This is a genomic window from Variovorax sp. ZS18.2.2, from assembly GCF_024701975.1.
Lineage (GTDB): Bacteria > Pseudomonadota > Gammaproteobacteria > Burkholderiales > Burkholderiaceae_C > Variovorax.
Genome location: NZ_JANLNM010000009.1, coordinates 72,853 through 97,369 on the forward strand (window position 1 = coordinate 72,853; position 24,517 = coordinate 97,369).

Annotated in this window: 19 protein-coding genes; 9 read left to right on the forward strand and 10 right to left on the reverse strand. The window is 65.6% G+C overall.

The window, feature by feature from the left end; all coding sequences use genetic code 11:
- Nucleotides 1-2 precede the first annotated feature (2 nt).
- The 5 genes from NU688_RS27695 to NU688_RS27715 are packed head-to-tail and all read right to left on the reverse strand — an operon-like array spanning nt 3 to nt 6,942.
- On the reverse strand, nt 3-584 hold the full coding sequence (locus NU688_RS27695; protein ID WP_257864054.1) for a superoxide dismutase: 582 nt from the start codon (nt 582-584) through the stop codon (nt 3-5).
- A gap of 49 nt (nt 585-633) precedes the next feature.
- Nucleotides 634-1,299, reverse strand: a complete 666-nt coding sequence (locus tag NU688_RS27700; protein ID WP_257864055.1) for a metalloregulator ArsR/SmtB family transcription factor — start codon at nt 1,297-1,299, stop codon at nt 634-636.
- A 32-nt stretch (nt 1,300-1,331) separates the two neighbouring features.
- On the reverse strand, nt 1,332-2,759 hold the full coding sequence (locus tag NU688_RS27705) for an efflux transporter outer membrane subunit (RefSeq protein ID WP_257864056.1): 1,428 nt from the start codon (nt 2,757-2,759) through the stop codon (nt 1,332-1,334).
- 2 nt (nt 2,760-2,761) lie between these two features.
- On the reverse strand, nt 2,762-5,842 hold the full coding sequence (locus tag NU688_RS27710) for a MexW/MexI family multidrug efflux RND transporter permease subunit (protein ID WP_257864057.1): 3,081 nt from the start codon (nt 5,840-5,842) through the stop codon (nt 2,762-2,764).
- Nucleotides 5,839-6,942, reverse strand: coding sequence for an efflux RND transporter periplasmic adaptor subunit (locus tag NU688_RS27715; RefSeq protein ID WP_257864058.1), 1,104 nt, complete (start codon nt 6,940-6,942; stop codon nt 5,839-5,841). Before NU688_RS27715 ends, NU688_RS27710 begins: the two co-directional genes overlap by 4 nt.
- A 288-nt stretch (nt 6,943-7,230) precedes the next feature.
- Here NU688_RS27715 and NU688_RS27720 point away from each other — a divergent pair, with 288 nt between their 5' ends.
- From NU688_RS27720 to kdpE, 9 genes are read left to right on the forward strand one after another with little or no spacing between them, the layout of a single operon-like run.
- Nucleotides 7,231-7,353, forward strand: coding sequence for a hypothetical protein (locus NU688_RS27720; RefSeq protein WP_257864059.1), 123 nt, complete (start codon nt 7,231-7,233; stop codon nt 7,351-7,353).
- A complete protein-coding gene (kdpF, locus tag NU688_RS27725; RefSeq protein WP_093243136.1) occupies nt 7,350-7,448 on the forward strand; it encodes a K(+)-transporting ATPase subunit F in 99 nt (32 codons plus the stop codon). Before NU688_RS27720 ends, kdpF begins: the two co-directional genes overlap by 4 nt.
- 1 nt (nt 7,449) lies before the next feature.
- Nucleotides 7,450-9,258, forward strand: a complete 1,809-nt coding sequence (kdpA, locus tag NU688_RS27730) for a potassium-transporting ATPase subunit KdpA (RefSeq protein WP_257864060.1) — start codon at nt 7,450-7,452, stop codon at nt 9,256-9,258.
- A gap of 10 nt (nt 9,259-9,268) precedes the next feature.
- Complete coding sequence (gene kdpB / locus NU688_RS27735; protein WP_257864061.1) at nt 9,269-11,368, forward strand: potassium-transporting ATPase subunit KdpB; 2,100 nt, start codon at nt 9,269-9,271, stop codon at nt 11,366-11,368.
- 12 nt (nt 11,369-11,380) lie between these two features.
- A complete protein-coding gene (gene kdpC, locus NU688_RS27740) occupies nt 11,381-11,986 on the forward strand; it encodes a potassium-transporting ATPase subunit KdpC (protein ID WP_257864062.1) in 606 nt (201 codons plus the stop codon).
- Between the two features lie 10 nt (nt 11,987-11,996).
- On the forward strand, nt 11,997-12,353 hold the full coding sequence (locus NU688_RS27745) for a hypothetical protein (protein ID WP_257864063.1): 357 nt from the start codon (nt 11,997-11,999) through the stop codon (nt 12,351-12,353).
- Nucleotides 12,343-12,477 (forward strand): hypothetical protein, encoded by a 135-nt coding sequence (locus tag NU688_RS27750; protein WP_257864064.1) that lies wholly within the window; start codon nt 12,343-12,345, stop codon nt 12,475-12,477. The genes NU688_RS27745 and NU688_RS27750 overlap by 11 nt, the downstream gene beginning before the upstream one ends.
- A 25-nt stretch (nt 12,478-12,502) precedes the next feature.
- Nucleotides 12,503-15,259, forward strand: coding sequence for a DUF4118 domain-containing protein (locus NU688_RS27755; protein WP_257864065.1), 2,757 nt, complete (start codon nt 12,503-12,505; stop codon nt 15,257-15,259).
- Nucleotides 15,260-15,263: 4 nt separating this feature from the next.
- Nucleotides 15,264-15,962, forward strand: coding sequence for a two-component system response regulator KdpE (gene kdpE / locus NU688_RS27760; RefSeq protein WP_257864066.1), 699 nt, complete (start codon nt 15,264-15,266; stop codon nt 15,960-15,962).
- Between the two features lie 536 nt (nt 15,963-16,498).
- Here the strand turns inward: kdpE and NU688_RS27765 are convergent.
- The 5 genes from NU688_RS27765 to NU688_RS27785 form a co-directional block, all read right to left on the reverse strand.
- Complete coding sequence (locus NU688_RS27765) at nt 16,499-17,002, reverse strand: pentapeptide repeat-containing protein (RefSeq protein ID WP_257864067.1); 504 nt, start codon at nt 17,000-17,002, stop codon at nt 16,499-16,501.
- A complete protein-coding gene (locus NU688_RS27770) occupies nt 16,999-18,384 on the reverse strand; it encodes a T6SS immunity protein Tli4 family protein (protein ID WP_257864068.1) in 1,386 nt (461 codons plus the stop codon). Before NU688_RS27770 ends, NU688_RS27765 begins: the two co-directional genes overlap by 4 nt.
- Before the next feature lie 2 nt (nt 18,385-18,386).
- Nucleotides 18,387-20,162, reverse strand: coding sequence for a hypothetical protein (locus NU688_RS27775; RefSeq protein WP_308340335.1), 1,776 nt, complete (start codon nt 20,160-20,162; stop codon nt 18,387-18,389).
- A complete protein-coding gene (locus NU688_RS27780; protein ID WP_257864069.1) occupies nt 20,159-22,867 on the reverse strand; it encodes a type VI secretion system Vgr family protein in 2,709 nt (902 codons plus the stop codon). The genes NU688_RS27775 and NU688_RS27780 overlap by 4 nt, the downstream gene beginning before the upstream one ends.
- Before the next feature lie 482 nt (nt 22,868-23,349).
- Nucleotides 23,350-24,480, reverse strand: coding sequence for a zinc-binding dehydrogenase (locus tag NU688_RS27785; protein WP_257864070.1), 1,131 nt, complete (start codon nt 24,478-24,480; stop codon nt 23,350-23,352).
- Nucleotides 24,481-24,517 lie beyond the last annotated feature (37 nt).

Below are 24,517 nucleotides of genomic sequence, written 5' to 3' on the forward strand. Positions count from 1 at the left end.
GATCAGCCGAAGTTCTTGGCGACGAAGTCCCAGTTCACCAGCTTGGCCAGGAAGGTCTCGACGAACTTCGGGCGCAGGTTGCGGTAGTCGATGTAGTAGGCGTGTTCCCAGACGTCGACGGTCAACAGTGCGGTGTCCGCGGTCGTCAGCGGCGTGCCGGCGGCGCCGGTGTTCACGATGTCCACCGAACCGTCGGCCTTCTTCACGAGCCAGGTCCAGCCCGAACCGAAGTTGCCGACAGCCGACTTCACGAAGGCTTCCTTGAAGGCGTCGTAGCTGCCCCACTTGGCGTCGATGGCCTTGGCCAGCGCGCCGGTCGGTGCACTGCCGCCTTGGGGCTTCATGCAGTTCCAGAAGAAGGTGTGGTTCCAGATCTGGGCCGCGTTGTTGTAGATGCCGCCGCTGGCCTTCTTGATGATTTCTTCCAGCGTGAGGGCTTCGAATTCGGTGCCCTTCTGCAGGTTGTTGAGGTTCACCACGTAGGCGTTGTGATGCTTGCCGTAGTGGTACTCGAGGGTCTCCTGCGAGTAGTCGGGTGCCAGTGCATCGAGGGCGTAGGGCAGGGGTGGGAGCTTGTGTTCCATCGTGGTTCCTTTTCGGTCGGTTGTGGGTAAATCGTTGTTCGGTGTTGAGTCAGTCGCGGGGCTTCGGGCTGACCTGGTAGGCGCAGCGCCGCGCACCCGCGAGCACATGCTCGACGCGGCTGACGGTCACTTCGGGCCCCAGCACTTCGTCGAAGAGTTGCAGTTCGCTGCGGCAAAAGCCCGTGCAGGCTTGTGCCGCGGTGCAGATGGGGCAGTGGTTCTCGATGAAGAGAAAGCCGTCGCCCTCGGGCCGGAATTCGGCCATGTAGCCTTCGCGGCTGCGAATTTCGGCGAGCCGCTCCAGCCGCGTCTTGAGGCTGCGCGCGCCGCGCATCGCCTCGGTGTAGGTGGTGCGCATGGTGTTCTCGCGCGCATCGATCAGCTGGTCCATGCCCTTCTGGCCGAACACGCTGATCACGGCGCTGATCATCTGCACCGTCATCTCGGCGTGCGTGTCCGGAAAGCGCTTGTGGCCTTCGCCGGTGAGCCGCCAGATCTGCGTCGGCCGGCCGCGGCCGCTCGGGCGGCTTTCCGCATCGACCAGGCCTTCGGTCTCCAGCTTGGCCATCTGCTGGCGCACCGCTTCCACCGTGACGCCCAGCACCTTGGCGATGTCGGGAATGCCGAGCGCGCCACGGGTCTTGAGCGTGGAGAGGATGCGGTCTGCCGGCTGGTGAGGCATCCAGGCGGGCTTGGCGTCGATGGGGGCGGACATGGACGTTTCGTGGGTCTTTGTTGGTGCGATTGTCAGGCGGCCGGCCCTCCCCTCGCATCGGAGGGTGCTTGCCACCCGCCGCCGAGCGCCTTGTAGAGCGCGACGAGGCTGGTGTACGAGGCGGTTTCGGCCTCGGCCACCGCGTCTTGCGCACGCAGCAATGTACGTTGCGCATCGAGCACGCTCAGGTAGGGCGCGGCGCCCTCGCGGTAGCGGACTTCGGCCAGTTCGGCCGCACGCCCGCTGCGGGCCGCGGCCTGCACCAGCGATTGCAGGCGTTGCTGGTTCTGGCCGTAGCCGGTGAGGGCGCTCTCCACATCCTCGATGGCGCGCAGCACGGTCTGCTCGTAGAGCGCCCGGTCGCCCTCGGCGCGCGCTTCGGCGCCGCGCACGCGGGCCTTGACCGAGCCCAGCCGGAGGGCAGGCCAGCTCACGCCCGGCGTCACGCTGAAGGCACGGCTGGGCGAACTGCCGAGGTCCGAGCCGCGCAGCGCGATGAAGCCCAGGAAGCCGCCGATGTCGAAGCGCGGATACAGCTCGGCCGTCGTCGCGCCCACGTCGGCCGTGCTGGCCGCGAGGCCGCGCTCGGCGCGCAGCACGTCGGGACGGCGCCGCAGCAGATCGCCGACATCGCCGATGGGCAGGCGCTTGTCGAGCACGCGCAGTTGCCGCGGCTGCAGCATCGGCTCCAACTCGGCGGGGCGCAGGCCCGCCAGCACCGCCACGCGGTACGCGGCCTGCCGGCGCGTGGTCTCGAACGCGGGCAACTGGCTCTCGGTGGTCGCGAGGTTGGCCTGTGCGCTCGCGAGATCGCCTTCGAGCCCGCGGCCGGTCTGCACCTGCGCCTCGGTCACGCGCAGGCTGCTGCGCAGGCTCTCGAGCGTGCGGCGCGTTACCGCCAGACGCTGCTCGGCGCCGCGCATCTCGTAGTAGTTGCGCGCCAGTTCGGCCACGGCCACGATGCGCACCTGCTCGAGATCGGCCGCGCTGGCTTCTGTGCGCGCGGTGGCGGCTTCGTCGAGCCGCTTGAGGCGGCCGAACAGGTCGATTTCCCACGAGGCATCGAAGCCCGCGCGGCTGCTCTGGGCGAGCGTGCGCGCATCGGCCGGCGTGCCGTTGCCCTGCGCGATGCTGCGCGTCTTGCTCGCGCCCGCCGTCACGACGGGCAGGCGATCCAGTTCGGCCTCGGTCTGCGAGGCGCGGGCTTCCAGCAGCCGCGCCTCGGCGATACGGATGTCGTGGTTGCCGGCGAGCGCGCGTTCGATCAGCGCATCGAGCTGCGGGTCGTCGAGCTGGCGCCACCAGTCGCGCTGTACCGCGTCGTTGGCGAACAGCGAGCGCTCGGGCGCCGAGATGGCGATGGCCGCATCCGAAGGCGCGGTGTAGGTCGGCCCGACCGCGCAACCCGCCAGCACCAGCGCGCTGAGCAAGAAGGGTGCGGTGTTGAAAAGTCTGTTCATGGTCATGCTCCTTCGACCAGCGCGTCGAGTTCGGCGGTGCGCTGCGAGCGGCCCACCGTGCGGTGGTCGCGCGCCAGCAGCGTGTACATCGTGGGCAGCACGAACAGCGTGAAGAGCGTGCCCACCAGCATGCCCACCACGATCACCAGGCCGATGCTGAACCGGCTGTTGGCCCCCGCGCCGCTCGCGAACAAGAGCGGCACCAGGCCCACCACCATCGCGGCGGTCGTCATCAAAATCGGGCGCAGCCGGATGCGCGCGGCCTGCTCGATGGCGGGGCGGCGCTCCAGGTTGTCGCGCGCCTGGATCTCGTTGGCGAACTCCACCATCAGAATGCCGTGCTTGCTGATGAGCCCGATGAGCGTCACCAGCCCGATCTGCGTGTAGATGTTGATGGTCGCGAAGCCCAGCGCCAGCGGCACCAGCGCACCGCAGATCGACATCGGCACGCTGATCAGGATGATGAGCGGGTCGCGCAGGCTCTCGTACTGCGCGGCCAGCACCAGGTAGATCACGATGATCGCGAACACGAAGGCCACCACCAGTGCCGAACCCTCCTGCGTGAACTGGCGCGCGTCCGATTGCCAGTCGTAGCTGAAGCCTGCGGGAAGCTTCTTCGCCTCTTCGCTCAGGAACGCCACCGCATCGCCCATGGTCACGCCCGGCATCGGAATGGCCTGGAAGGTCGCGGCATTGAGCTGGTTGAACTGCGTGAGCTTGTTGGGCCCGACGCTGGTCGAGAGCGTCACCAGGTTCGCGAGCGGCACGGGCTGGCCGCTCGCACTCTTCACGAAGTAGCGTGACAGGGCCTCGGCCGACAGCCGCTGGTCGCGCGGCGACTGCGGGATCACGTCGTACGAGCGGCCGTCCATGCCGAAACGGTTGACGTAGTTCTCGCCCACCAGCACCGCGAGCGTGTCGCCGATGGCCTTCATCGTCACGCCCATGCTGTTGGCCTTGGCGCGGTCCACGCGCACCTCGGTCACCGGGTTGTTGAACTCCAGGTCGCTGTCGACCACGGCGAACTTGCCGCTTTCGCGTGCCGCGGTCTTGAGCGTTTCCATCGCCTCGAACACCGCGCGATGGTCGCCCGCGCTGCGGATCACCATCTGCACCGGCAGCCCGCCGGTGGAGCCCGGCAGCGAGGGCAGCTGGAACGCGAAGATGTTGCTGCCCTCCACGTCGCCCATGCTCGCCTGCACCTCGCCCTGGATCTGGTCGGCGTTGCGCTTGCGGTCCTTCCAGTCGGACAGCTGCACGCCGCCGATGCTGTTCGATACGCCGTCGGAGCCGTTGATGAGCCAGCGGCCGGTGTTCTCGGGCAGCGCCGCGAACACGTCGTCCCACTTCTGGCCGAACTTCTCGACGTAGTCGATGTTGGCGTGCTGCGGCGACTTGATGACGGTGAGCACCATCGCCTGGTCTTCGCCCGGCGCGAGCTCGCGCTGCGAGGCGTTGTAGAGGAAAGGCAGGCTCACCAGAACCCCGGCCGCGAAGAGTCCGGTGACCCAGCGGTGGTGCAGCGACACGTCGAGCAGCCGGCCGTAGGCGGTGGCGAGCTTGTGGAAGAACGACTCCGCATAGCGCGCCATGCGGCTGCTGGTGGCGTTCTGCGGCAAGAGGAACGAGCTCATCACCGGCGACAGCGTGAGCGCGATCACGCCCGACACCACCACCGCGCCCGCGAGCGTGAAGGCGAACTCCTTGAAGAGCGAGCCGGTGAGTCCGCCCATGAGGCCGATGGGCGCATACACCGCGGCCAGCGTGAGCGTCATCGCGATCACCGGGCCGGCCACTTCGCGCGCGCCGATCAATGCGGCCTGCACGCGCGACTTGCCTTCCTCGATGTGGCGGTGCACGTTCTCCACCACCACGATCGCGTCGTCCACCACCAGGCCGATGGCCAGCACCATCGCCAGCAGCGTGAGCAGGTTGATGCTGAAGCCGAACAGCAGCATCAGCGCCGCCGCACCCAGCATCGACAGCGGAATCGTCACCACCGGAATCAGCACCGCGCGCAGCGACCCGAGGCACAGGAAGATCACCAGCACCACGATCGCGATGGCTTCGAGCAGCGTCTTCTGCACCTCGTCGATCGAGGCCTCGATGAAGCGCGCGAGCTCGAAGGGCAGTTGCACCTCCACGCCCGGCGGCATGTTCTGCTTGATGCCGGGCAGGAGGTCGCGAATGCGCTTCACGATCACCAGCGGGTTGCCGTTGGGTGCCGCCTGCAGGCCGAGGTAGATGGCCTTGTCGCCGTCCATCGTCGCGCTGCTGTCGGCGCTGGCCGCACCGAGTTCCACGGTGGCCACGTCGCCCAGCCGCACGAGGGCGTCGCCTTCGCGCTTGATGACCATGTCGCGGAACTCGGCCACGTTCACCAGGTCGGTGTTCACGCGGATGTTCGAGACGACGAAGAGGCCCTTCACCTGCCCGGGCGCGGCCTGCACGTTGTTCTGCCGCAAGGCATCGGCCAGCTCGCCGGCCGAGATGCCGCGCGCGGCCATGCGGTTGGCGTCCAGCCACACGCGCATCGCGAGCGTCTGCCCGCCCGACACCTCGACGCCCGAGACGCCGGGGATCGATGCGAACTGCGGCTGCACCACGCGCGAGAGGTAGTCGGTGAGCGCGGGCACCGGCATCGTCTTGCTCGAGAAGCCGACATACGCCACCGCGGTGGCCTCGCCCGACGACTTGAGGATGACCGGGTCGAAGGCCTCGGCCGGCAGCCGGTACTTGACCTGGCTCACCTGCGCCATCGCCTGCGTGAGCGCCTGGTTGGCATCGGCGTTGAGCTTCATGCGCACGCTGATCACGCTGCGTCCGAGCGTGGAAGACGAGGAGAGGTAGTCCACGTTCTCGATGGTCGCCACCGCCTGCGCAATCGGTTGCGTGACGAAGCCCTGCATCAGCTCCGGCGAGGCGCCGGGGTACTGCGTGGTGATGGTGAGCGTGGTGCTCTCGGTGAGCGGGTACTGGCGCACCGGCAGGTCGCCGAGCGCGCGGGCGCCCAGCAGCAGGATCAGCGTGCTCACCACCAGCGCCAGCACGGGGCGGCGCACGAAGAGGTCGGTGAACTTCATGACTTGCTTTCCGTGAGAGCGAGCGTGTCCTTCCCGGCCGGTGCGACGGCGGCGCCGGTGTACAGGCGCAACTGGCCCGAGGTGACGACCTTCTCGCCGGCCTTCAAACCTTGCTCGATGACGACGAGGCCGTCCTGCCGGTCGCCCGCTTTCACGAACACCTGGTGGGCCGTGAAGCCGTCGCCCTTTTCGGCGGGACGCACGACGAAGACCGAGTCGCCGTGCGTGCTGTAGGTGATGGCGGTTTCGGGCACGGTGATCGCGTCGGTGCGCGAAGGCAGCGCGACCTTGCCGTTGACGTACATGCCCGGCGTGAGCGCGCCGTCGGCGTTGTCCACTGTGGCCTGCAGCCGCACGGTGCGGGTGTCGCTGCCGATCTGCGGCTCGATGGCGCTCAGCTTGCCCTGGAAGACACGGCCCGGGTACGCATCGACCGCGAGCGACACCGCCTGGTTGCGCTTGAGCGCTGGCAGCGCCGTCTCGGGCAGCGTGAGGTTCGCGAACAGCGTGCGGCCGTCGGTGAGCGACACCAGCGTGTCGCCGGCCCGCACGAACTGGCCGAGGTTGACCTTGCGGATGCCGAGCACGCCATCGAACGGTGCCTTGATGCGCTTCTGCTCGACCAGTGCCTGCATGCGCCGCAGCTCGCCGTTGGCCTGGTCGAAGCCGGCTTGGGCCTGCTCCAGTTGCTCCTGCGTGGCGGCCTGCTGTGGCAGCAGGCGGCGTGTGCGATCGAGCAAAGCCTTGGCGTTGGCGCGCTGGGCGGTCAGGCGCTCCAGGTCGCCTTGCTCGGGTGCGTCGTTGAGTTGAACGAGCAGCTGGCCGGCGCGCACTTCGGCGCCCGGCGTGAAGAGGATCTTTGCGACGCGCCCTTCGACCTCGGCCGGCACCTCGACCTGCCGGTTGGCCTCCAGCGTGCCGATGCCGCTGAGGAAGCGCGCCATCTCCGTCGGCCGCGCAGCCGCTACCGCCACCTTGGCCGGCGGCATGCCCCCGCCCTCCGCATGCGCCGGCCTCAGCCTGACGAGCCCGTAGCCGGCCGCTCCCACCACCAGTACCGCGAGGCCGGCGACCAGCCAGGCCCTTGATCGTGTGTTCATGATCTCGATCCGTTATTTATCAAAGTAAGTGCTTTGATTATTGAATGCCGTCGAAGGCGCTGTCGAGCAAGACGGCGCAATGACCCCGATAGGGCCGGGCTATCCGCGGGTTCCGCGGGCCGGCGCCTGCCCTGAAGACGTGCGGGCATGCGGCTTTGTGACAGCCGGGGCTTGGAAAAAGCGGCGCGTTTTTACGCTTTCTTTATGCGGCCCCACCGACTCTGTTCCCCGTTTTTACGGACGTCTGCCGAGACTGAAGGCCTTGTGTTTCGCTCCAGGAGCAATTGAATGGACATCGTCTGGATGGGCGCCTTGCTGGCGCTATGGGTCGTGGTAGCGGCCATGGTTGTAGGGCTGAACAAGCTCGAGGGACCGAACCCGCCGAAAAGCGGCAACGGAGAAGCATCGTGATCAGCCTCGAAGTCCTCTACGGATTCGGCGCGCTCATCGCCGTGATCCTGTTTGCCTATCTCGTCTTCGCGCTGATCTGCGCCGAGGAATTCTGAAATGACCGCGTCCGCCTGGGGCCTCCTGGCCTTTTTCCTCGCCGCACTCGCCGTGCTGGCCTGGCCCGTCGGCAAATTCCTCGCCGCGCTCTGCAACGAGCGCGTGCCGCGCTGGATGCAGCGCGTCGAGGCGCCGCTCTACAAGCTCGCGGGCACTGCCCCCGAGCGCTCGATGAACTGGCGCACCTACGCGCTGGCGCTCCTGGCCTTCAACCTCGTGGGCGCCATCGTCGTCTACGCGCTGCAGCGCCTGCAGGGCGTGCTGCCGCTGAACCCGGCCGGCATGGGTGCGGTGTCGACCGACTCGGCCTTCAACACCGCCGTGAGCTTCGTCTCCAACACCAACTGGCAGGGCTATGCCGGTGAATCGACCATGAGCTATCTCACGCAGATGCTCGGTCTCACGGTGCAGAACTTCTTCTCCGCCGCCACCGGCATCGCGGTGGCCTTCGCACTGGTGCGCGGCTTTGCGCGTCGGGGCGATGGTGCGGGAAGCAAGGGCATGCTCGGCAACTTCTGGGCCGACATCACCCGCATCACGCTGTGGGTGCTGGTGCCGCTGTCGTTCGTGCTCGCGGTCTTCTTCGTGGGCCAGGGCGTGATCCAGAACTTCGATGCCTACAAGGCCGTCGACACCGTCGAGACCACCGCCTTCCAGCAACCGAAGAACGGCGCCGACGGCCAGCCGCTCAAGGACGAGAAGGGCGCTCCGGTGATGGAAGACACCACCACCAAGACGCAGACCCTTGCCATGGGCCCGGTCGCCTCGCAGGAAGCGATCAAGATGCTCGGCACCAACGGTGGCGGCTTCTTCAACGCCAACTCGGCGCACCCGTACGAGAACCCGACGGCGCTCGCCAACCTGCTGCAGATGATCGCGATCTTCCTGATCCCGGCGGCACTGTGCTTCACCTTCGGCCATGTCGTCGGCGACATGCGCCAGGGCTGGGCCGTGCTTGCGGCGATGACGATCATGTTCGTCGTCGCGGTGATGGTGATCACGCCTGCCGAGCAAGGCGGCAACCCGTTGTTCGGCCCGCTCGGCGTCGACCAGGTCTCGAGCGCGTTGCAGGCCGGCGGCAACATGGAAGGCAAGGAAGTGCGCTTCGGCATCGACGCCTCGGCCCTCTTCGCCGCCATCACCACGGCCGCCTCGTGCGGCGCGGTGAACGTCATGCACGACTCGCTCACCCCGCTCGGCGGCATGGTGCCCATGGTGCTCATGCAACTCGGTGAAGTGGTGTTCGGCGGCGTCGGCAGCGGCCTCTACGGCATGCTGATCTTCGCGATGCTCGCCGTGTTCATCGCGGGCCTCATGATCGGCCGCACGCCCGAGTACCTGGGCAAGAAGATCGAAGTGCGCGAGATGAAGCTCATCTCCATCGCCATCCTGGTCACGCCGATCCTGGTGCTGGCCGGCACCGCGGTGGCGGTGATCGCGGGCGCCGGCAAGGCCGGCATCGCGAACCCCGGCGCGCATGGCTTCTCGGAAATCCTCTACGCGTTGACCTCGGCTGCCAACAACAACGGCAGCGCCTTCGCCGGCCTCTCGGCCAACACGCCCTTCTACAACAGCCTGCTCGGGCTGGCCATGTGGCTCGGCCGCTTCGCGATGATCGTGCCGGTGCTGGCCATTGCCGGCTCGCTGGCCGCCAAGAAGCGCCTGCCCGTCACCAGCGGCACGCTGCCCACGCACGGCCCGCTGTTCGTCTCTTTGCTGATCGGCACCGTGCTGCTGGTCGGCTTGCTCAACTACGTGCCGGCGCTCGCCCTCGGGCCGATCGTCGAACACCTGGTGCTCTGGAAATAAGGAGCCCACCATGACTGCCAACACCAAAACCTCTCTCTCGCTGTTCGATGCAGCGCTGGTCAAGCCCGCCCTCTGGGGCGCCTTCGCCAAGCTGAACCCGCGCACCCAGTGGCGCAACCCTGTGATGTTCATCGTCTACATCGGGAGCATCCTCACCAGCATGCTCTGGGTGCACGCGCTGAGCTTCCCGGGCGACACCGGCATGAAGCCCGCCTTCGTGCTCGCCGTGACCATCTGGCTGTGGTTCACCGTGCTGTTCGCGAACTTCGCGGAAGCCCTGGCCGAAGGCCGCAGCAAGGCGCAAGCCGCTTCGCTGCGCGGCCTGCGCAAGGACACCTGGGCCAAGAAGCTCAGCGAGCCGCACCACGGCGCGCAGTGGCTGCCCGAACAGGCGCCCAACCTGCGCAAGGGCGACGTCGTGCTGGTCGAGACCGGCGACGTGATTCCGCTCGACGGCGAAGTGATCGAAGGCGTGGCCTCGGTCGACGAAAGCGCCATCACCGGCGAATCGGCACCCGTGGTGCGCGAATCGGGCGGCGACTTCTCGGCCGTGACCGGCGGCACCCGCGTGCTGTCCGACTGGCTGGTGGTGCGCATCTCGGTGAACCCGGGCGAGTCGTTCCTGGACCGCATGATCGGCATGGTCGAAGCGGCCAAGCGCCAGAAGACGCCCAACGAGATCGCGCTCACCATCCTGCTGGTCGCGCTCACCATCGTGTTCCTGATGGTCACCGTCACGCTGCTGCCGTTCTCGGTGTTCAGCGTGGAGGCCGCGGGCGCAGGCACCGTGGTGTCGCTCACCGCACTGGTCGCGCTCCTGGTGTGCCTGATCCCGACCACCATCGGCGGCCTGCTCTCGGCCGTCGGCGTGGCCGGCATGAGCCGCATGATGCAGGCCAACGTGATCGCCACCTCGGGCCGCGCGGTGGAAGCCGCCGGCGACGTCGACGTGTTGCTGCTCGACAAGACCGGCACCATCACGCACGGCAACCGCCAGGCCAGCGCCTTCCTGCCCGCCCCCGGCGTGCCGAAGGGCCGGCTCGCGCGCGCCGCGATGCTCGCCTCGATGGCCGATGAAACGCCGGAAGGCCGCAGCATCGTCGAGCTCGCACGCCGCGACGGCCTGGAAGCCTCCGCCGTCGAGGTCCTGCGCTACGTGCCCTTCACTGCGCAGACCCGCATGAGCGGCGTCGACCTGCCGGCCGCGCCCAACAGCCTCGACACCGACGCCATGCTGCTGCGCAAGGGCGCGGTCGATGCGATCCGCCGGCATGTCGAATCGATGGGCGGCAGCGTGCCGGCCGAGATGCTGCGCGCCGCCGAGGAAACCGCGCGCCGCGGCAGCACGCCGCTGGCCGTGTCCGAAGGCAACCGCGTGCTCGGCGTGGTCGAGCTCAAGGACATCGTCAAGACCGGCATCAAGGAGCGCTTCGCCGAACTGCGCCGCATGGGCATCAAGACGGTGATGATCACCGGCGACAACAAGCTCACTGCCGCGGCCATCGCCGCCGAGGCCGGCGTGGACGACTTCCTGGCCGAAGCCACGCCCGAGGACAAGCTCGCGCTGATCCGCAAGTACCAGGCCCAAGGCCGGCTGGTCGCGATGACCGGCGACGGCACCAACGACGCGCCCGCGCTCGCGCAGGCCGACGTGGCCGTGGCCATGGGCAGCGGCACGCAGGCCGCGAAGGAGGCCGGCAACATGGTCGACCTCGACTCCAACCCGACCAAGCTGCTCGAAGTGGTGGAGACCGGCAAGGCGCTGCTCATGACGCGCGGCTCGCTCACCACCTTCTCGATCGCGAACGACGTGGCGAAGTACTTCGCGATCATTCCGGCGATCTTCGTCTCGACGTATCCGCAGCTGGGCGCGCTCAACGTGATGCGCCTGGCGAGCCCGTCGTCGGCCATTCTTTCGGCAGTGATCTTCAACGCGCTCGTCATCGTGTTCCTGATCCCGCTCGCGCTCAAGGGCGTGCGCTACCGGCCGGTGGGCGCTGCCGCGCTGCTGCGCCGCAACCTGGCCATCTACGGCCTGGGCGGCCTGCTCGTCCCCTTCATCGGCATCAAGTTGATCGACTGGCTGCTGGTTGCAGTCCACCTGGTCTGAGGAGCATTTCTCATGAACAACAATGGCAACATCATCCGTCCCGCGATCGTGCTCTTCGCACTGCTGAGCGCGCTCACCGGGCTCATCTATCCGATGGCCGTCACCGGCGCCGCGAAAGCGGTGTTTCCGAAGGAAGCGGCGGGCAGCCTGATCGTGCTCGACGGCACGACGGTCGGCTCGAAACTCATCGGGCAGAACTTCAGCGACCCGAAGCACTTCTGGGGCCGTCCGTCGGCCACCGCGCCGCAGCCCTACAACGCGAGCGCTTCGGGCGGCGCGAACCAGGGCCCGCTCAACCCGGCGTTGACCGATGCGATCAAGGCGCGTGTCGAAGCCTTGCGCGCCGCGGACCCGGGCAACACCGCGCCGGTGCCGGTCGACCTCGTCACGGCTTCGGGCAGCGGGCTCGATCCGGACATCAGCCCGGCCGCCGCGCGCTACCAGGCGGCCCGCGTCGCGCGCGTGCGCGGGGTGCCGGTCGAACAGATCAACGCGCTGATCGAGAAGAACACCCAGGGCGCGCTCTGGGGCCTGCTCGGTGAATCGCGCGTCAACGTTCTCGCACTGAATCTCGCGCTCGATGCACCAACTTCTTCGGCTTCTTCGACTGCGCGTTGAGGAGAAAACCATGGCATATGCCGCTTATCGTGAACACCCCGGCGTGCTGCGAACGCACGCGCCCATGACCGCCACGAGTCCGTTCTACGTGCTGGACGTCACCGTCTGCTGCGCCGACGCGCTGCGCGTGCGCCGCAGCATCGCGGGCTGTCCCGATGCGGGCGTGGTGCGCTGCGAGCCGCTGCTGCACGCCCTCTGTTCGCAGGAAAGCGATGCACCCTGCGTGCGGCTGATGATCCGCCTGCCCATCGCCAGCTATGCCGAGGTGCTGCACCGCCTGATCGAGTGCGTGCCCTCCGGCGAGATCGGCCGGCTCGTGAGCTGGCGTGAGCACCTGTCGCGCTGCGGGCTGCGCGATGGTCACTGACCTCTTTCACGCGCTGCTGGCGCTCGCGGCGCTGTTCGTGCCGCTGGGCTTTGCCTGGTGGGTGCTCTCGCGCACCGCGCGGCGGCACGAGGCCAAGCGTCGCAAGGGCGGCCCGATGCGATAACCTGCGCTGCCATCCGACGCCATCCATGCCCGATACCCGCCCCGATCCCGATGCCCTGATTGCGCAGCTGCGCAACGACGAGGCACGTGCACTTCGCGGCAAGCTGCGCATCTATTTCGGCGCCAGCGCCGGCGTCGGCAAGACCTGGGCGATGCTGAGCGCCGCCCAGCGCGAGCGGACGGCGGGCCGCGATGTGCTCATCGGCGTGGTCGAAACCCATGGCCGCAGCGAAACCGCCGCGCTGCTCGCCGGGCTGGACACGCTGCCGCTGCGCGAGCTGGACTACCGCGGCCGCACGCTCGCCGAGTTCGACCTCGACGCTGCCCTCGCACGCAAGCCCGCCGTGCTGCTGGTCGACGAACTGGCCCACACCAACGCCCCTGGCTCCCGCCACGCCAAGCGCTGGCAGGACGTGCAGGAGCTGCTGGCCGCGGGCATCGAGGTCTGGTCGGCCCTCAACGTGCAGCACCTCGAGAGCCTGAACGGCACGGTCGGCGCGATCACCGGCGTGCGCGTGCACGAGACGGTGCCCGACACCGTGCTCGACGAGGCCGACGAGGTGGTGCTGGTCGACGTCACGCCCGATGAACTCACCGCGCGGCTCGCAGCCGGCAAGGTGTACCTGCCGCAGCAGGCCGAGCGCGCGGCGCAGAATTTCTTCCGCAAGGGCAACCTGATCGCACTGCGCGAGATTGCGCTGCGCCGCACTGCCGAGCATGTGGAAGACGATGTGCGCGGCTGGCGGGTCGAGCAGTCGGGCGCGGCTGGCCGCAATGGCAAAGATGGAAATGGCGGCGCGCTGCAGGCCTGGAACACCTCGGGTGCGATCCTCGCGTGCGTCGGCCCGCACGAAGGCGCGGCGCAGACGGTGCGCACCGCGGCGCGGCTTGCGGGCCAGCTGAATGTGCGCTGGCACGCGGCGTACGTCGAGACGCCGCGGCTGCAGCGCCTGGCGGCCGAGGAGCGCGACCGCATCCTCGCGGTGCTCAAGCTGGCCGAGGAGCTGGGCGCCGCCACCGCGGTGCTCACGGGTTCCGACGTGGCCGAGCAACTGTCCGAGCAGGCCCGCCGACTCAACTGCGCGACGCTGGTGCTGGGGCGCTCCGAGCCGGTCGGCGGATGGCGCCGGTGGTGGCCCGCCACGCCGGTCCCGCTGCCACGCGCGCTGGCAGAGCGTGCGCCCGCACTCGACATCCTGGAGGTCGGCCGTGCCGACAGTGCGCGTCGGTTGTCGCGCACGACGCTCAACACCCCGCGCGCCGACGACGACGATCACGAGAAGGCGCCGATCCACTGGCCCGGCTACGCCTGGGCGACGGCTACGAGCGTGGCGCTCACGCTGGTCTGCACGCCGCTGGCCAGTGTGCTCGAGCTCTCGAACATCGTGATGCTGTTCCTGCTCGGCGTGGTCGGCGTGGCAATGCGCTTCGGGCGCGGGCCTTCGGCGCTGGCTGCCTTGCTGAACGTTGCCGCGTTCGACTATTTCTTCGTGCCGCCGCGCCTGTCGTTCGCGGTGAGCGATGTGCAGTACGTGCTGACCTTCGCGATCATGCTGGGCGTCGGCCTGCTGGTGGGGCAGCTCACTGCGGGGCTGCGTTTTGCGGCCGGCGTATCGACCAGCCGCGAGCGGCGTGCGCGCTCGCTGTTCGAACTCACGCGCGAACTCTCCGCCGCTTTGGAAAGCACGCAGGTCGTCACACTCGGCGCTGCCGCGGTGCAGGGCCACTTCGGCGGCCATGCGCTGGTGCTGGTGACCGACGCGGCCGACCAGCTCGTGCTGCCGAAGGAGCCACCGGAGGGCTTCGATGCGCAGGTTGCCGATTGGGCTTTTCGCCACGGGCAACCTGCAGGCCTCGCGACCGCCACGCTGGCGGCGCAGCCGTGGCACTACGTGCCGCTGCAGGCGCCGATGCGCGTGCGCGGCGTGCTGGCGCTGTCGCCCTCGCAGCCGCGCTGGCTGCTGATTCCCGAACAGGCGCAGCAACTCGACACGCTGGCGCGGCAGATCGCGATCGCGCTGGAGCGCGTGCACTACGTCGAGGTGGCGCAGCAAGCCGTGGTCGAGATGGAATCGGAGCGCCTGCGCAATGCGTTGCTCGGTGCGATCTCGCACGACGTGCGCACACCGCTCACCGCGCTGATCGCGTTGGCCGAGTCGCTGCAGACCCTGCCGCCCGAAGAACACGGCAACGCGGCGCGCGCCATCGTCGCGCAGGCGCACGAGCTGCATGCGCTGGTCAACAACCTGCTCGACATGGCGCGGCTCGAAAGCGGCATCGCCGGCGGTGCGGTGAATCTGCGGCGCGACTGGCAGTCGGTCGAGGAAGTGGTGGGATCGTCGATCCGCGCGGCGCGCACGTCGCTGGGCGATGCCGTCGTGCAGACCACCCTCGATGCGGACCTTCCGCTGGTCGAATTCGATGCGGTGCTGATCGAGCGCGTGCTCGTCAACCTGCTGGAGAACGCCACCAAGTACGGGGCGCCGCCCATCGTGGTGGGCGCACGCGCAGAACCTGGCACGCTGGTGCTCACGGTGAGCGACCATGGTCCCGGCCTGCCCGCAGCATTGCTGGGCCGTGAACAGAAGCTGTTCGACAAGTTCACCCGCGGCGAGGCCGAGTCGGCCACGCCGGGCGTTGGGCTGGGCCTGGCGATCTGCCGCGCGGTGGTGAGTGCGCACGGCGGAGAAATCACGGCTGCCAATGCGCGCGACGGCGGTGCAGAATTCACCGTTACCCTGCCACGCCGCGAGCCGCCCGAACCGGCCGAAGCCCAACTCTGAAGCCATGCCATCCCCCACCGCCATCGTGATCGAGGACGAGCCGCAGATCCGCCGCTTCGTGCGCGGCGCGCTCGAGGCCGAAGGCTGGCTGGTGCACGAAGCCGGCACGCTGCGCGACGGCCTTGCCGCGGCCGGCACGCGGCAACCCGACCTGCTGGTGCTCGACCTGGGGCTGCCCGACGGCGATGGCGTCTCGTTGATCCGCGATGTGCGCGGTTGGTCTGCGGTGCCGATCATCGTGCTGTCCGCCCGCACCGACGAGGCCGACAAGATCGCCGCGCTTGACGCTGGCGCGGACGATTACCTCACCAAGCCCTTCGGTACCGGCGAGCTGCTGGCGCGCGTGCGCGCCAACCTGCGCCGCCCACGCGCAGCCGGCGGCGGCAATGACGAACCGGCCGAAGCCGTCTTCCGCTTCGGCGAGATCGAACTGGACCGCGGCGCACGCATCGTGCGCCGCGCCGGCGCCGAGGTACACCTGACGCCGACCGAGTACCGGCTGCTCTCCGTGCTGGTCGCGAATGCAGGCCGCGTGCTCACGCAGCGCCAGTTGCTGCGCGAGGTGTGGGGGCCGTCGCACACGGACCAGAGCCACTACCTGCGCATCTACATGGGGCATCTGCGGCAGAAGCTGGAGACCGATCCGGCGCAGCCCAAGCATCTGCTGACTGAAACGGCGGTGGGGTATCGGTTGGTGGTCTAGGTGCGACCGCCATCTTGCTCGACTGATCCATTGCCGTGGAAGCGGATATCGATCCGTCTGCTGGATGTCGCGAGGCGTACCCCGTCATCTGCCTGAGTTGTTCCTGTCGTTCCGCAATCGCCAGTTCTCTCGCCCTCGGTCCATATCGGCCTACCGAAAAGGCCTTGCTGACGGACTTGTCCGGATTAACTCTGGTCATCGCAATCCACATCTGGTTTTTCCCGCCAGGCTCTTCGCGGAAATACACCCCCGCCACGCCGCTCTTGTTGTCGCGCCGCACACGCTGGGCGATCTCTCGCTTCAAAACCGGCAAGTGGTCACGCACGAACTGATCCCGATGGGCTTGGGCATGCTTCAACGCGCGCTCTCGGCCGCCGTGAGTGTTGAAGTAGAAAGCCTTGACCATGCGCACCTTGTCACGGCGAATGTCGACACTCCAGTAGTCGTCATAGCCGTAGATTCCGTACATGGGATTGGGGTTGGGGATGCCTCTTGGCATGAACGCTCCGAAAGACGGTTTCTGCTACGGCCTCGCACTACATCGCCATGTTGATTCGTGCATTGCGCAGGCGCATGGACTGGAAGTGGCTCCCCTCCCACTTGACCTGCTCGCCTTGCAGGTTGTCACCCGTCACTTCGCTGCCAGTGCAGTTGAGCAGTTTCACGTCGCTCCACTCGCTGCGATCAAGGAGCACTTCATTCCACTGGCAGGACTCGAAAGTGCAGCCGGTGAGCGTATTGCGCGTGAGCTGGACTCGATTGAAGCTGCAATTGATGAACGTGCATCCAGTCATGGCGATGCCCTCGAAGTCGCATTCGTTGAAGGCCACGCCAGTGAACTGGCAAGCGCTCCACTGCGCTTGATGAAATGTGGTAGCGGTGAAACTGCTGCCGTTGAATGTGCATGCGCTGAACTGCGCGAGGTTCAGATCGAGTCCGACGTATGCAAAGCTGTCGGCTTGACCCGTGAGTCCAGCCGGTGCGCCGCCCGTGCCCTTGCGCCAACGGTCGTGATCCAGAATGATGTTCTGCGAACTCATGCTGGCGAGGCAGGAGGAAGCGAGGTGTCGTAGCCCACCAGCTTCCAGACCGTGGCGCTGCGATGGGTCGGCGTCTCGCCCTTGATCTGCTGCCACATGCTCGGCGTTCCTATTTGAACAATGCTGGGCATCGTCTCGCCGACACGAATCGTTCGCCGGCGGCCGTCCTGGATGTTGCCTTCGTCCACGCACTCCCACACCCCGGTTTGCGGACAGGAACGGCCAGTGGCGGCGAGTTCGCCCAACGGCAGCAAAGGACCCGCGTCACTGGTCTTCTTGACGGTGGGACCGCTTGTTGGGCGCACGCGGATAGTGCTGGTGATCTTGTCCCAGATTGCCAAGGCTTCTTCGTCGGTGATGCTGGGTTTGGCAGATCCGGCGCCATCCCGACCAAGGCCCGAGCCGCTTACACCTGAAGAGAGCTGAATGTCCGCATAGGGCTTCAGCGCATCCCCTGCAACCCCTTGAAAATCCATGATGAAGGCATGGTGCGACTTGGAAGACGCCTCGTCTGGCGTGCGCGTCAGCGCCTCGTAGCCATCGCTCCACTCATGGATTCTCCTGCCGCTTCCCTCGCGCAAATACTTCTGCTTGAAGTAGGACGTTGGGTCCTGCTTTTTCGCCTTCTCCATTTGGTATTTGAAAGTGTTGCTTTCACCAAATGCAGGAGTTGGCGGGGATAACTGAATGGAAAGATGCACATCCGGAAACTCCTTGAGCCGGAAGCCGATCTGAATTAGGTCTTGCTTGGACGGGCCGTCCGTCGGGCTATCGGACAGGAATGCATGCTCAATGCACATGCCGGGCTCGGCGGGGACTTCATCCTCATTGCGAGGACGTAACCGACTAGCCATGTCATTCAAGGTGCCGATCGCCCTAGCCTTATTTTTTTCCATGGGTAACGCGTCCAGCTGAACCAAGTCTGGCCCCATCGCCAGGTAGGAATAGATACGCAGACCTGAGCCATCGAATCCCTCATATCCGACAACTGTTTTTTGGTCCTTCATAGGGCCACCAATCGTTTCTATGTACTGGTTCACTCCCTTGGTTCGAGGGAAACGAACAGCGGCTTTGAGTTCGGTCTCGTAACGGATCACCATTTGATCCAATTTGCTCGCATCGCCCTTGGCAATCACTACCCCCAATGGGACAGAAACACTGCCCCAAACAATCTCCGTCGCGGCCGGCACATCGATCAAAAATCGACCGAAGCACACGGTCTTGGTCTTCTCAAAAAGAGGCTGAATACGAGGACTGAGAGTGGTCATGTTCGGGGTCTTCCATGGCTTGGAGGGCTGCTGCTGTGCGCAAGCGGTCAGGGCCAGCAGCGTGCTCAGCAACAGCGCGCGGCGGAGGTGGTGAATCGCGGGATGAGGGTGCATGTTTAACCTTCCTTCGGGTCGTCTTTCCACTTGGCCTTCTGGGCAATTCGCAAGATGCTGTAAAGCGTCGAGGCAATGGCATTCTGGTTCTGATAACTGCCTTGGTGGTCGTAGCCGGCCTGCTCGAATACGCCGCTGAACTTGCCGCTTTGTAGCTGGTGGCGAGCTGAACGCTGCGGCACCGTGCCATCGCCCGGCTCGGTGCCAGCAGCCATGTGAGCTCGTACTTTGGGCGGGTGTGGTGCTCCAGGGGCATAGCACTCCGGCGGCGTCAAGCCCAGCTCGCCTTGTTTCGAATCGGTCTCGATAACCCAACTGTCCCAGTTGTCCAGATCGGCACCCTTGGCTGCATCGACTTCCCACACCACATCGCCCCAACAACGATGCGCGACATCGGTGCCGTAGTGCGCGTAGCTGGTGTCGTGATAGGTGTTCGCGATCAAGTCATGAAATGTTCTTGCTTGATCAATGTAGTCAATCGTCTGGTCAAACGATCCACCGCCTCTGTCTTCTGGAAGGCCAGACGGATTGATCCACTCCTCCCGTATCAGCGAGTACCACTTGCCCTTGACCTTGTAGATTTCCTCATAGGGGTCGCCCTTTTTGGGCCATGCGTCCTTCTGCTTCGCGTTGATACTCACCTGAAGCCAGCCATTGCCGTAGGTCTTGTTTGGCAGCAATTCCAGGCCGCCTGGTGCATTGGCCAGCACGGCCGTGACCTCGTCGCCCATGTTGCCCGTCACCTTGGCGGCAACGCTTTCCTTGAATGAAGTCCACATACCCGGGTCTTCGAAACCCGCTCGCATGCGTTTGTAAGCCGCAGCCGCGCCGATGGCCGGCTGTACCCCGTGCACAACACCCAGCACCTTGTCTTGCAGACCGCCAATGTCCGGGTGAACGATGCCACGCGCCACAAAGCCTCCCATGCTGTGGGTGACGATGATCACCTTTTCGCATTCATAGCCGCCCTTCTTGAAGCTGTCGATTACAGCTGTGATGCGATCAGCGGTAGCGGTGGCACTTCGTCGATTGGACTGCAGCCAGTTGTAGCCGAAGGCATAGACCGGAAACCAGCACTTGCCCACGGCCTTCCTGAATTCGTCCTCGGTGATCGCCCGCTGAGGCTTCGAGCGCTCGGGAGACCAAGCGGCAGGGTCCGCATTCACGATGTCTCCCCATTCGGCCTGCACCTTGCCATCGGTAAAAGTATTGTTGAGCCGGCGCTCCAGATGCTGCAATACCTGCCCATAACTGGTGAACATCACTTCGCCCCATCCGCGCTGGCGGGCTTTCTGCGTGGCGCTGCGGCCATCCTTTTTGGTTGGCGGGTCACTTGCCAGGAGCGGTGAATTGAAATTCTTCTCAAGCGTCACATTGCTGTGGCGGCCATCGCCCGATACATCAGAGGGACCATTCGGGTCGTAGATGTCCACGGCGGTGGTCTTGGGATCGATACGCAGCTGCCGATTTCGCGGGGTCGCGGTGGAGTTTTCGTGTGCATTGCCTGCACCAATATCGTCCGGCCGCCAAGCCTTGTTGTTGTCCTGTCCGATCAGGCGTTGGCGCTCGGCGCTTGTAATCCTGAGATTCGAGCCCATGATCCCCGGCAGAAAGATGATGGGCAGCACCCGCTTGGGTGCAAAAAAACACATCTGCGGGGTCGTGTCTTGCGTGGGTGTCGCGTAGCCCTCGGCCTTCTGTCCCGATTGCAACGTGGTGTCGGTAGCGATTTGCTGGACTGGAAAATTATTTGCGGCCATGTCTTCGTTCTTCTTCAATCATCCAGCGGTTCAATGGTGTAGCGGCCGTAGGCAACGCTGCTGTCGAAGCGCTCGGTCTTGCCCTGTGCATCGGTGCGTCCTTCGACCACCTTGCCGTCCTCGGCAGTGATGCGGTACTTTTGGTTCTTCATGGGCTCTTCAGAGCCATGCCATCGCATCACAACTTGTTGATTGAAGCTGGCTTTGCTGCTCGGCACATTGACGCTCGGACTGCCGCCACCTGCGCCCCCAATGCTGAAGTCCGGCGACATGATGTGGTGCAGTGTCTGGCTCTGCTCCACGATGCGTCCGCCGCCGTGATCCACCTGTGTGCCCTGAGCCACGAAGCGAATCTTTGGTGCCTGCAGCACGATCTCTTCCCCGGCCGAGATCACGATCTGCCTGGGTCCCGTGACTTCGATGTTGTCCTTGTGCGCCTCGATCTGCAGCTTGCCCTCGGCCGTGATGAGCTTCATGCCCTTGCCTGCGAAGGCACTGAAGATGTCGGCCGTGCGCATCAGCAGCCTGCGCCCGGCGCTGACCTGCGTGTTGCCCGCGCTCACCATGTCGATGTGGTTCTGTGCGCCGAGCACCAGACTGTCCTGACTGGTGACCGCGATCCCCGCTGGCGCGTCGATGGCGACCATCGGCGCACCGCCGTTGGCCGCGCTCTCGTTGACGTTACTGCCGCCATCCCAGTCCTTCAACTGGGCAACGATCTTCTCGATGCGCGCGGAGTCGGTGTCTTCGGCCTTGTGCGTGCTGGAGGTCTCGCCCAGATTCTTGACAATGCCCTGCAACTGGTCGGCCAACCCGAGCAGTGCCTGGCGCTCCAGCATGTTGCCGCCTGCCCTCCCTTGAGGCTGCGACGTGATGTACACCCCCTTGCCTCCACGCACAGCCACCTGTGCATCGCTGCGCGCTTCCAGTCCTTCCCCGCGCGGCGCTCCCTGCCCGTCAGTGCGCGGCTGCGTCAGCCACCCCCCATTGAGCTGCGTTGCTGCGTACGAACTGCCCCACTGGATGCTGATTTGACCGGGCGTGTCGTCGTAGCGAAGCTGGTTGAAACCGCTGCCGCGAATCTCCTTGGTCTTGATGCCCGAGACATACCGATTGCCCGGTAGCGCCCCGGTGTCGCTCCATGCTGCCGGCGTGTTGTGGCCGTTGTGAATCACGCCGACGATGATCGGCCGGTCGGGATCTCCTCCCAGGAAGTCAAGGTAGACCTCCATGCCGACACGGGGAATGAAGTCCGCGCCGAAGCGATTGCCCGCCAATGCCGTGACGTATCGCACCCAGGCGCTATCGCGTTCGGAACCGCTGACGCCCGCGCCCTGGGCATGTTGATGGTCTTCGCTTTTGTAGCCTTGGAGCCGAACCTTCACGCGGCCCAACTCGTCCGTATGGACTTCCTCATCCTGAGGTCCGACCACGATGGCGGTGACCGGATGCACCTTCGGAAGGTCGTGCAGCGGTTCCCAGGTCGGCACAATCGACGTATCCCGTCGCACGGCCTTGAAATGGTTGCGATAGCGCTTGTCTTCTTCGAGCGTATGGGTATCGCTGCCTGTCAGCAGATGCGTCTTGACGTTGAGTTCCTTGGGCAAATTGTTCTCGGCCCAATGGTGGACATCGAGAACAACAAATTCCTGCTCGCTCGCTGGAGCGGCATCGATTTTCGGGTGGCCGGTGATGCGGATGTACTCGCCCACCGACAGGTCGCGCACGCCGCTCTCGCCATGCAGATACTTGGCCGTCATCTCATGGCGATCCATGCGCAAACCCGTGCGGCGCTCGTGATCCGCCCAACTGTCGCCTGCATGCGGCATCTCGATCTGCGAGTCGGCCAGGAATGTCGCCAGCGAGCCACCGATTTCGCCCTGATCCAGACCGCCTTCGTTGACCGCCTGGTCGATGCGATTGGCCTTGTAGTCCCAGGTCTTGCGCTCCACGGTGCCAGATACAAGGTCTCTTGCATGGACGATGCGCGTGATGGCGTCTCGCTGTTCGGTGGCGTCATCCCTGTGAAAGCGTACCGCACCGCCCGCATAAGCCTCGAGATTCATGGCCTCGTCGAAGAGCACCATCTCGTGCACCGGTGTGTCGCCTGTGTCTCCGCCTGGACGGAAGAACCAAGAGATGCCGGAGCGCTTGAGCAAACGCCGCACAAAGGCGGCGTCCGATTCGTTGAATTGATGGATGAACTCGCGCTCGGGGTATTTGTCGTTGCCCGCTACCCGAAAAGTGAAATCGAAGGCTGCCGCCAAGGCTGGACTGCGTTGGCGCCATTCGGAAAGGATGATCTCGACGATGGCCACGTCGCTCCTGTGCATGAACACACGGCTGTTGATGCGGCGCTCCAAGATGGAAAGGGCGTCGTGCGCTTCCAGTTCGTAGACCGTCAGGCTGCCATCGGACTGCCCGACCTTGCTACCGGTCACGATGGCGCAGATGCGCCGGAGAGCGCCGCGATCGGTCACAACTTGGACTTCGATGGGCTGCCCGATGAAGGACTTCAAAGGAAGATCGGCTCGCGGGCTCAGGCAGGTCAGGCGAGCGGCAATACCGTCGTTGAGCGCTTCATGGATATCGATGCGCTGAAGCAGCAAATCGGCGCCAGCAGCATTGGCGCGACCAAGGCGCATACGCAGCGCGCGCCGGGCCTGCGACAGGCCCTCCACGGCGAGCATCTGCCGCAACTGGGCTGAAACAGCCAGATTCATGGGACTCCCCTGCATTCTTGTATGTGCTTGCTATCGCCAGTCCTCGAAGCTGAGTACTGAACTTCGATACAGCCTATGTCGAAACGTATCGAGCGCTGGCGCTTATGTGAAGGTGACATTGCCGCATGAGCGGCATTTCTTCACGTGCGGCGATGAAGTTTTGGTGCAGCACCAAGCGACGTAGGCCATTGGTTTTCCGATCAAGAAGCTGCCTGCTGGATGCCCTCTTCGCAGAAAACGAGAAGCAGACCGGTGGTCCCGGTCGGTTCGCGGAGTTGAAGCTGCCTTGCACCCTGGGTGCGGGGTGAAGGTATCGCGTTCGAGAGGTGGGTGGTAGTCCGTGCAGATCTACAACCAGGAAAGACCGCATCAATCCCTAAAACTGAAAACGCCCGATGAGGTTCATCGGGCGTCTATTACCGGCTGGATCAAGCCGGATTTGTGTTCTTCATAGGTGTCAACCTATGGCAGGACGGGTCACATCAGCCCGCCATGCCCTTGTTCGGATTGAGCAAGAACTTCTCCCCCGTCGCCTGCTTCCCATACACCCCGATCGCATCGAGCTGCAGCGCCTCAATCAGCGAAATCTCCCGCGTGTAGTGGCTCGCAAACGTCGTCTTCAATTCGGCGACCACGCGCGCCTTCAGCCGCTGCGTGCCTTCGGCCCCCAGCTTCTGCAGGAACGGAAACAGCAGCCACCCGCCCATGCCCCACGTCATGCTGAAGTTGCGCACGAATTCCGTTGGGCCGCGGTCCAGGCCGCCGTAGATGTAGACCTGCTTGTGCGTGGTCGAGCCATAGCGGCTGTATTCCTTGGCGGTGCGGTTCAGCGCCGCTTCCATGCAGCCGAGGATCTGCCCCGCGAGCTTGCCGCCGCCGGTGGCGTCGAAGGCGAGCGTGGCGCCGGTGTCGACCAGCGCCTGCGTCAGGTCTTCGAGAAAGGTCGGCGAAGTCGCGTTGCACACGTACTTCGCGCCGAGGCCGCGCAGCAGCGCCTCCTGCTCGGGCTTGCGCACGATGTTGACGAGGTCGATGCCGTCCTTCTGGCAGATCTTGTTGAGCATCTGCCCCAGGTTCGAGGCCGCGGCCGTGTGCACCAGCGCCTTGTGGCCTTCGCGCCGCATCGTCTCGACCATGCCCAGCGAGGTGAGCGGGTTGACGAAGCATGAAGCGCCCTCGGCCGGTGTCGTGCCCGCGGGCAGTTCGAGGCACTGCGCGGCGGGGAAGGCGCGGTACTGCGAGTACATCGCGCCGCCGATGGCCGCCACGGTCTTGCCGAGCAGCGCCTGCGCGGCTGGCGACGATCCGGCCTTGACCACCACGCCGGCGCCTTCGTTGCCCACTGGCATCGACTGGTCCAGGCGCCCCGCCATCGAAGGCCGGGCACGCTCGGGAACGATGGCGGTGATGACCGGGCGGTCTGCGGTGCCCGATGCTTTCGCCGTGGTCATGTCGGCGGCGCCAAACAAAAGGCCCAGGTCCGACGGGTTCATCGGCGACGCCTCGACGCGCACGATCACTTCATCGGCCTTGGGTTCGGGGATCGGTTCGTCGTGCAGCGAGAGTTCGAGTTCGCCGTTCGAGCGGACGAGGGAGCGCAGTTGGAGTGCCATGGAAGAAGCCTCTGTGAAAGGTCGTTCGGAGATGGCC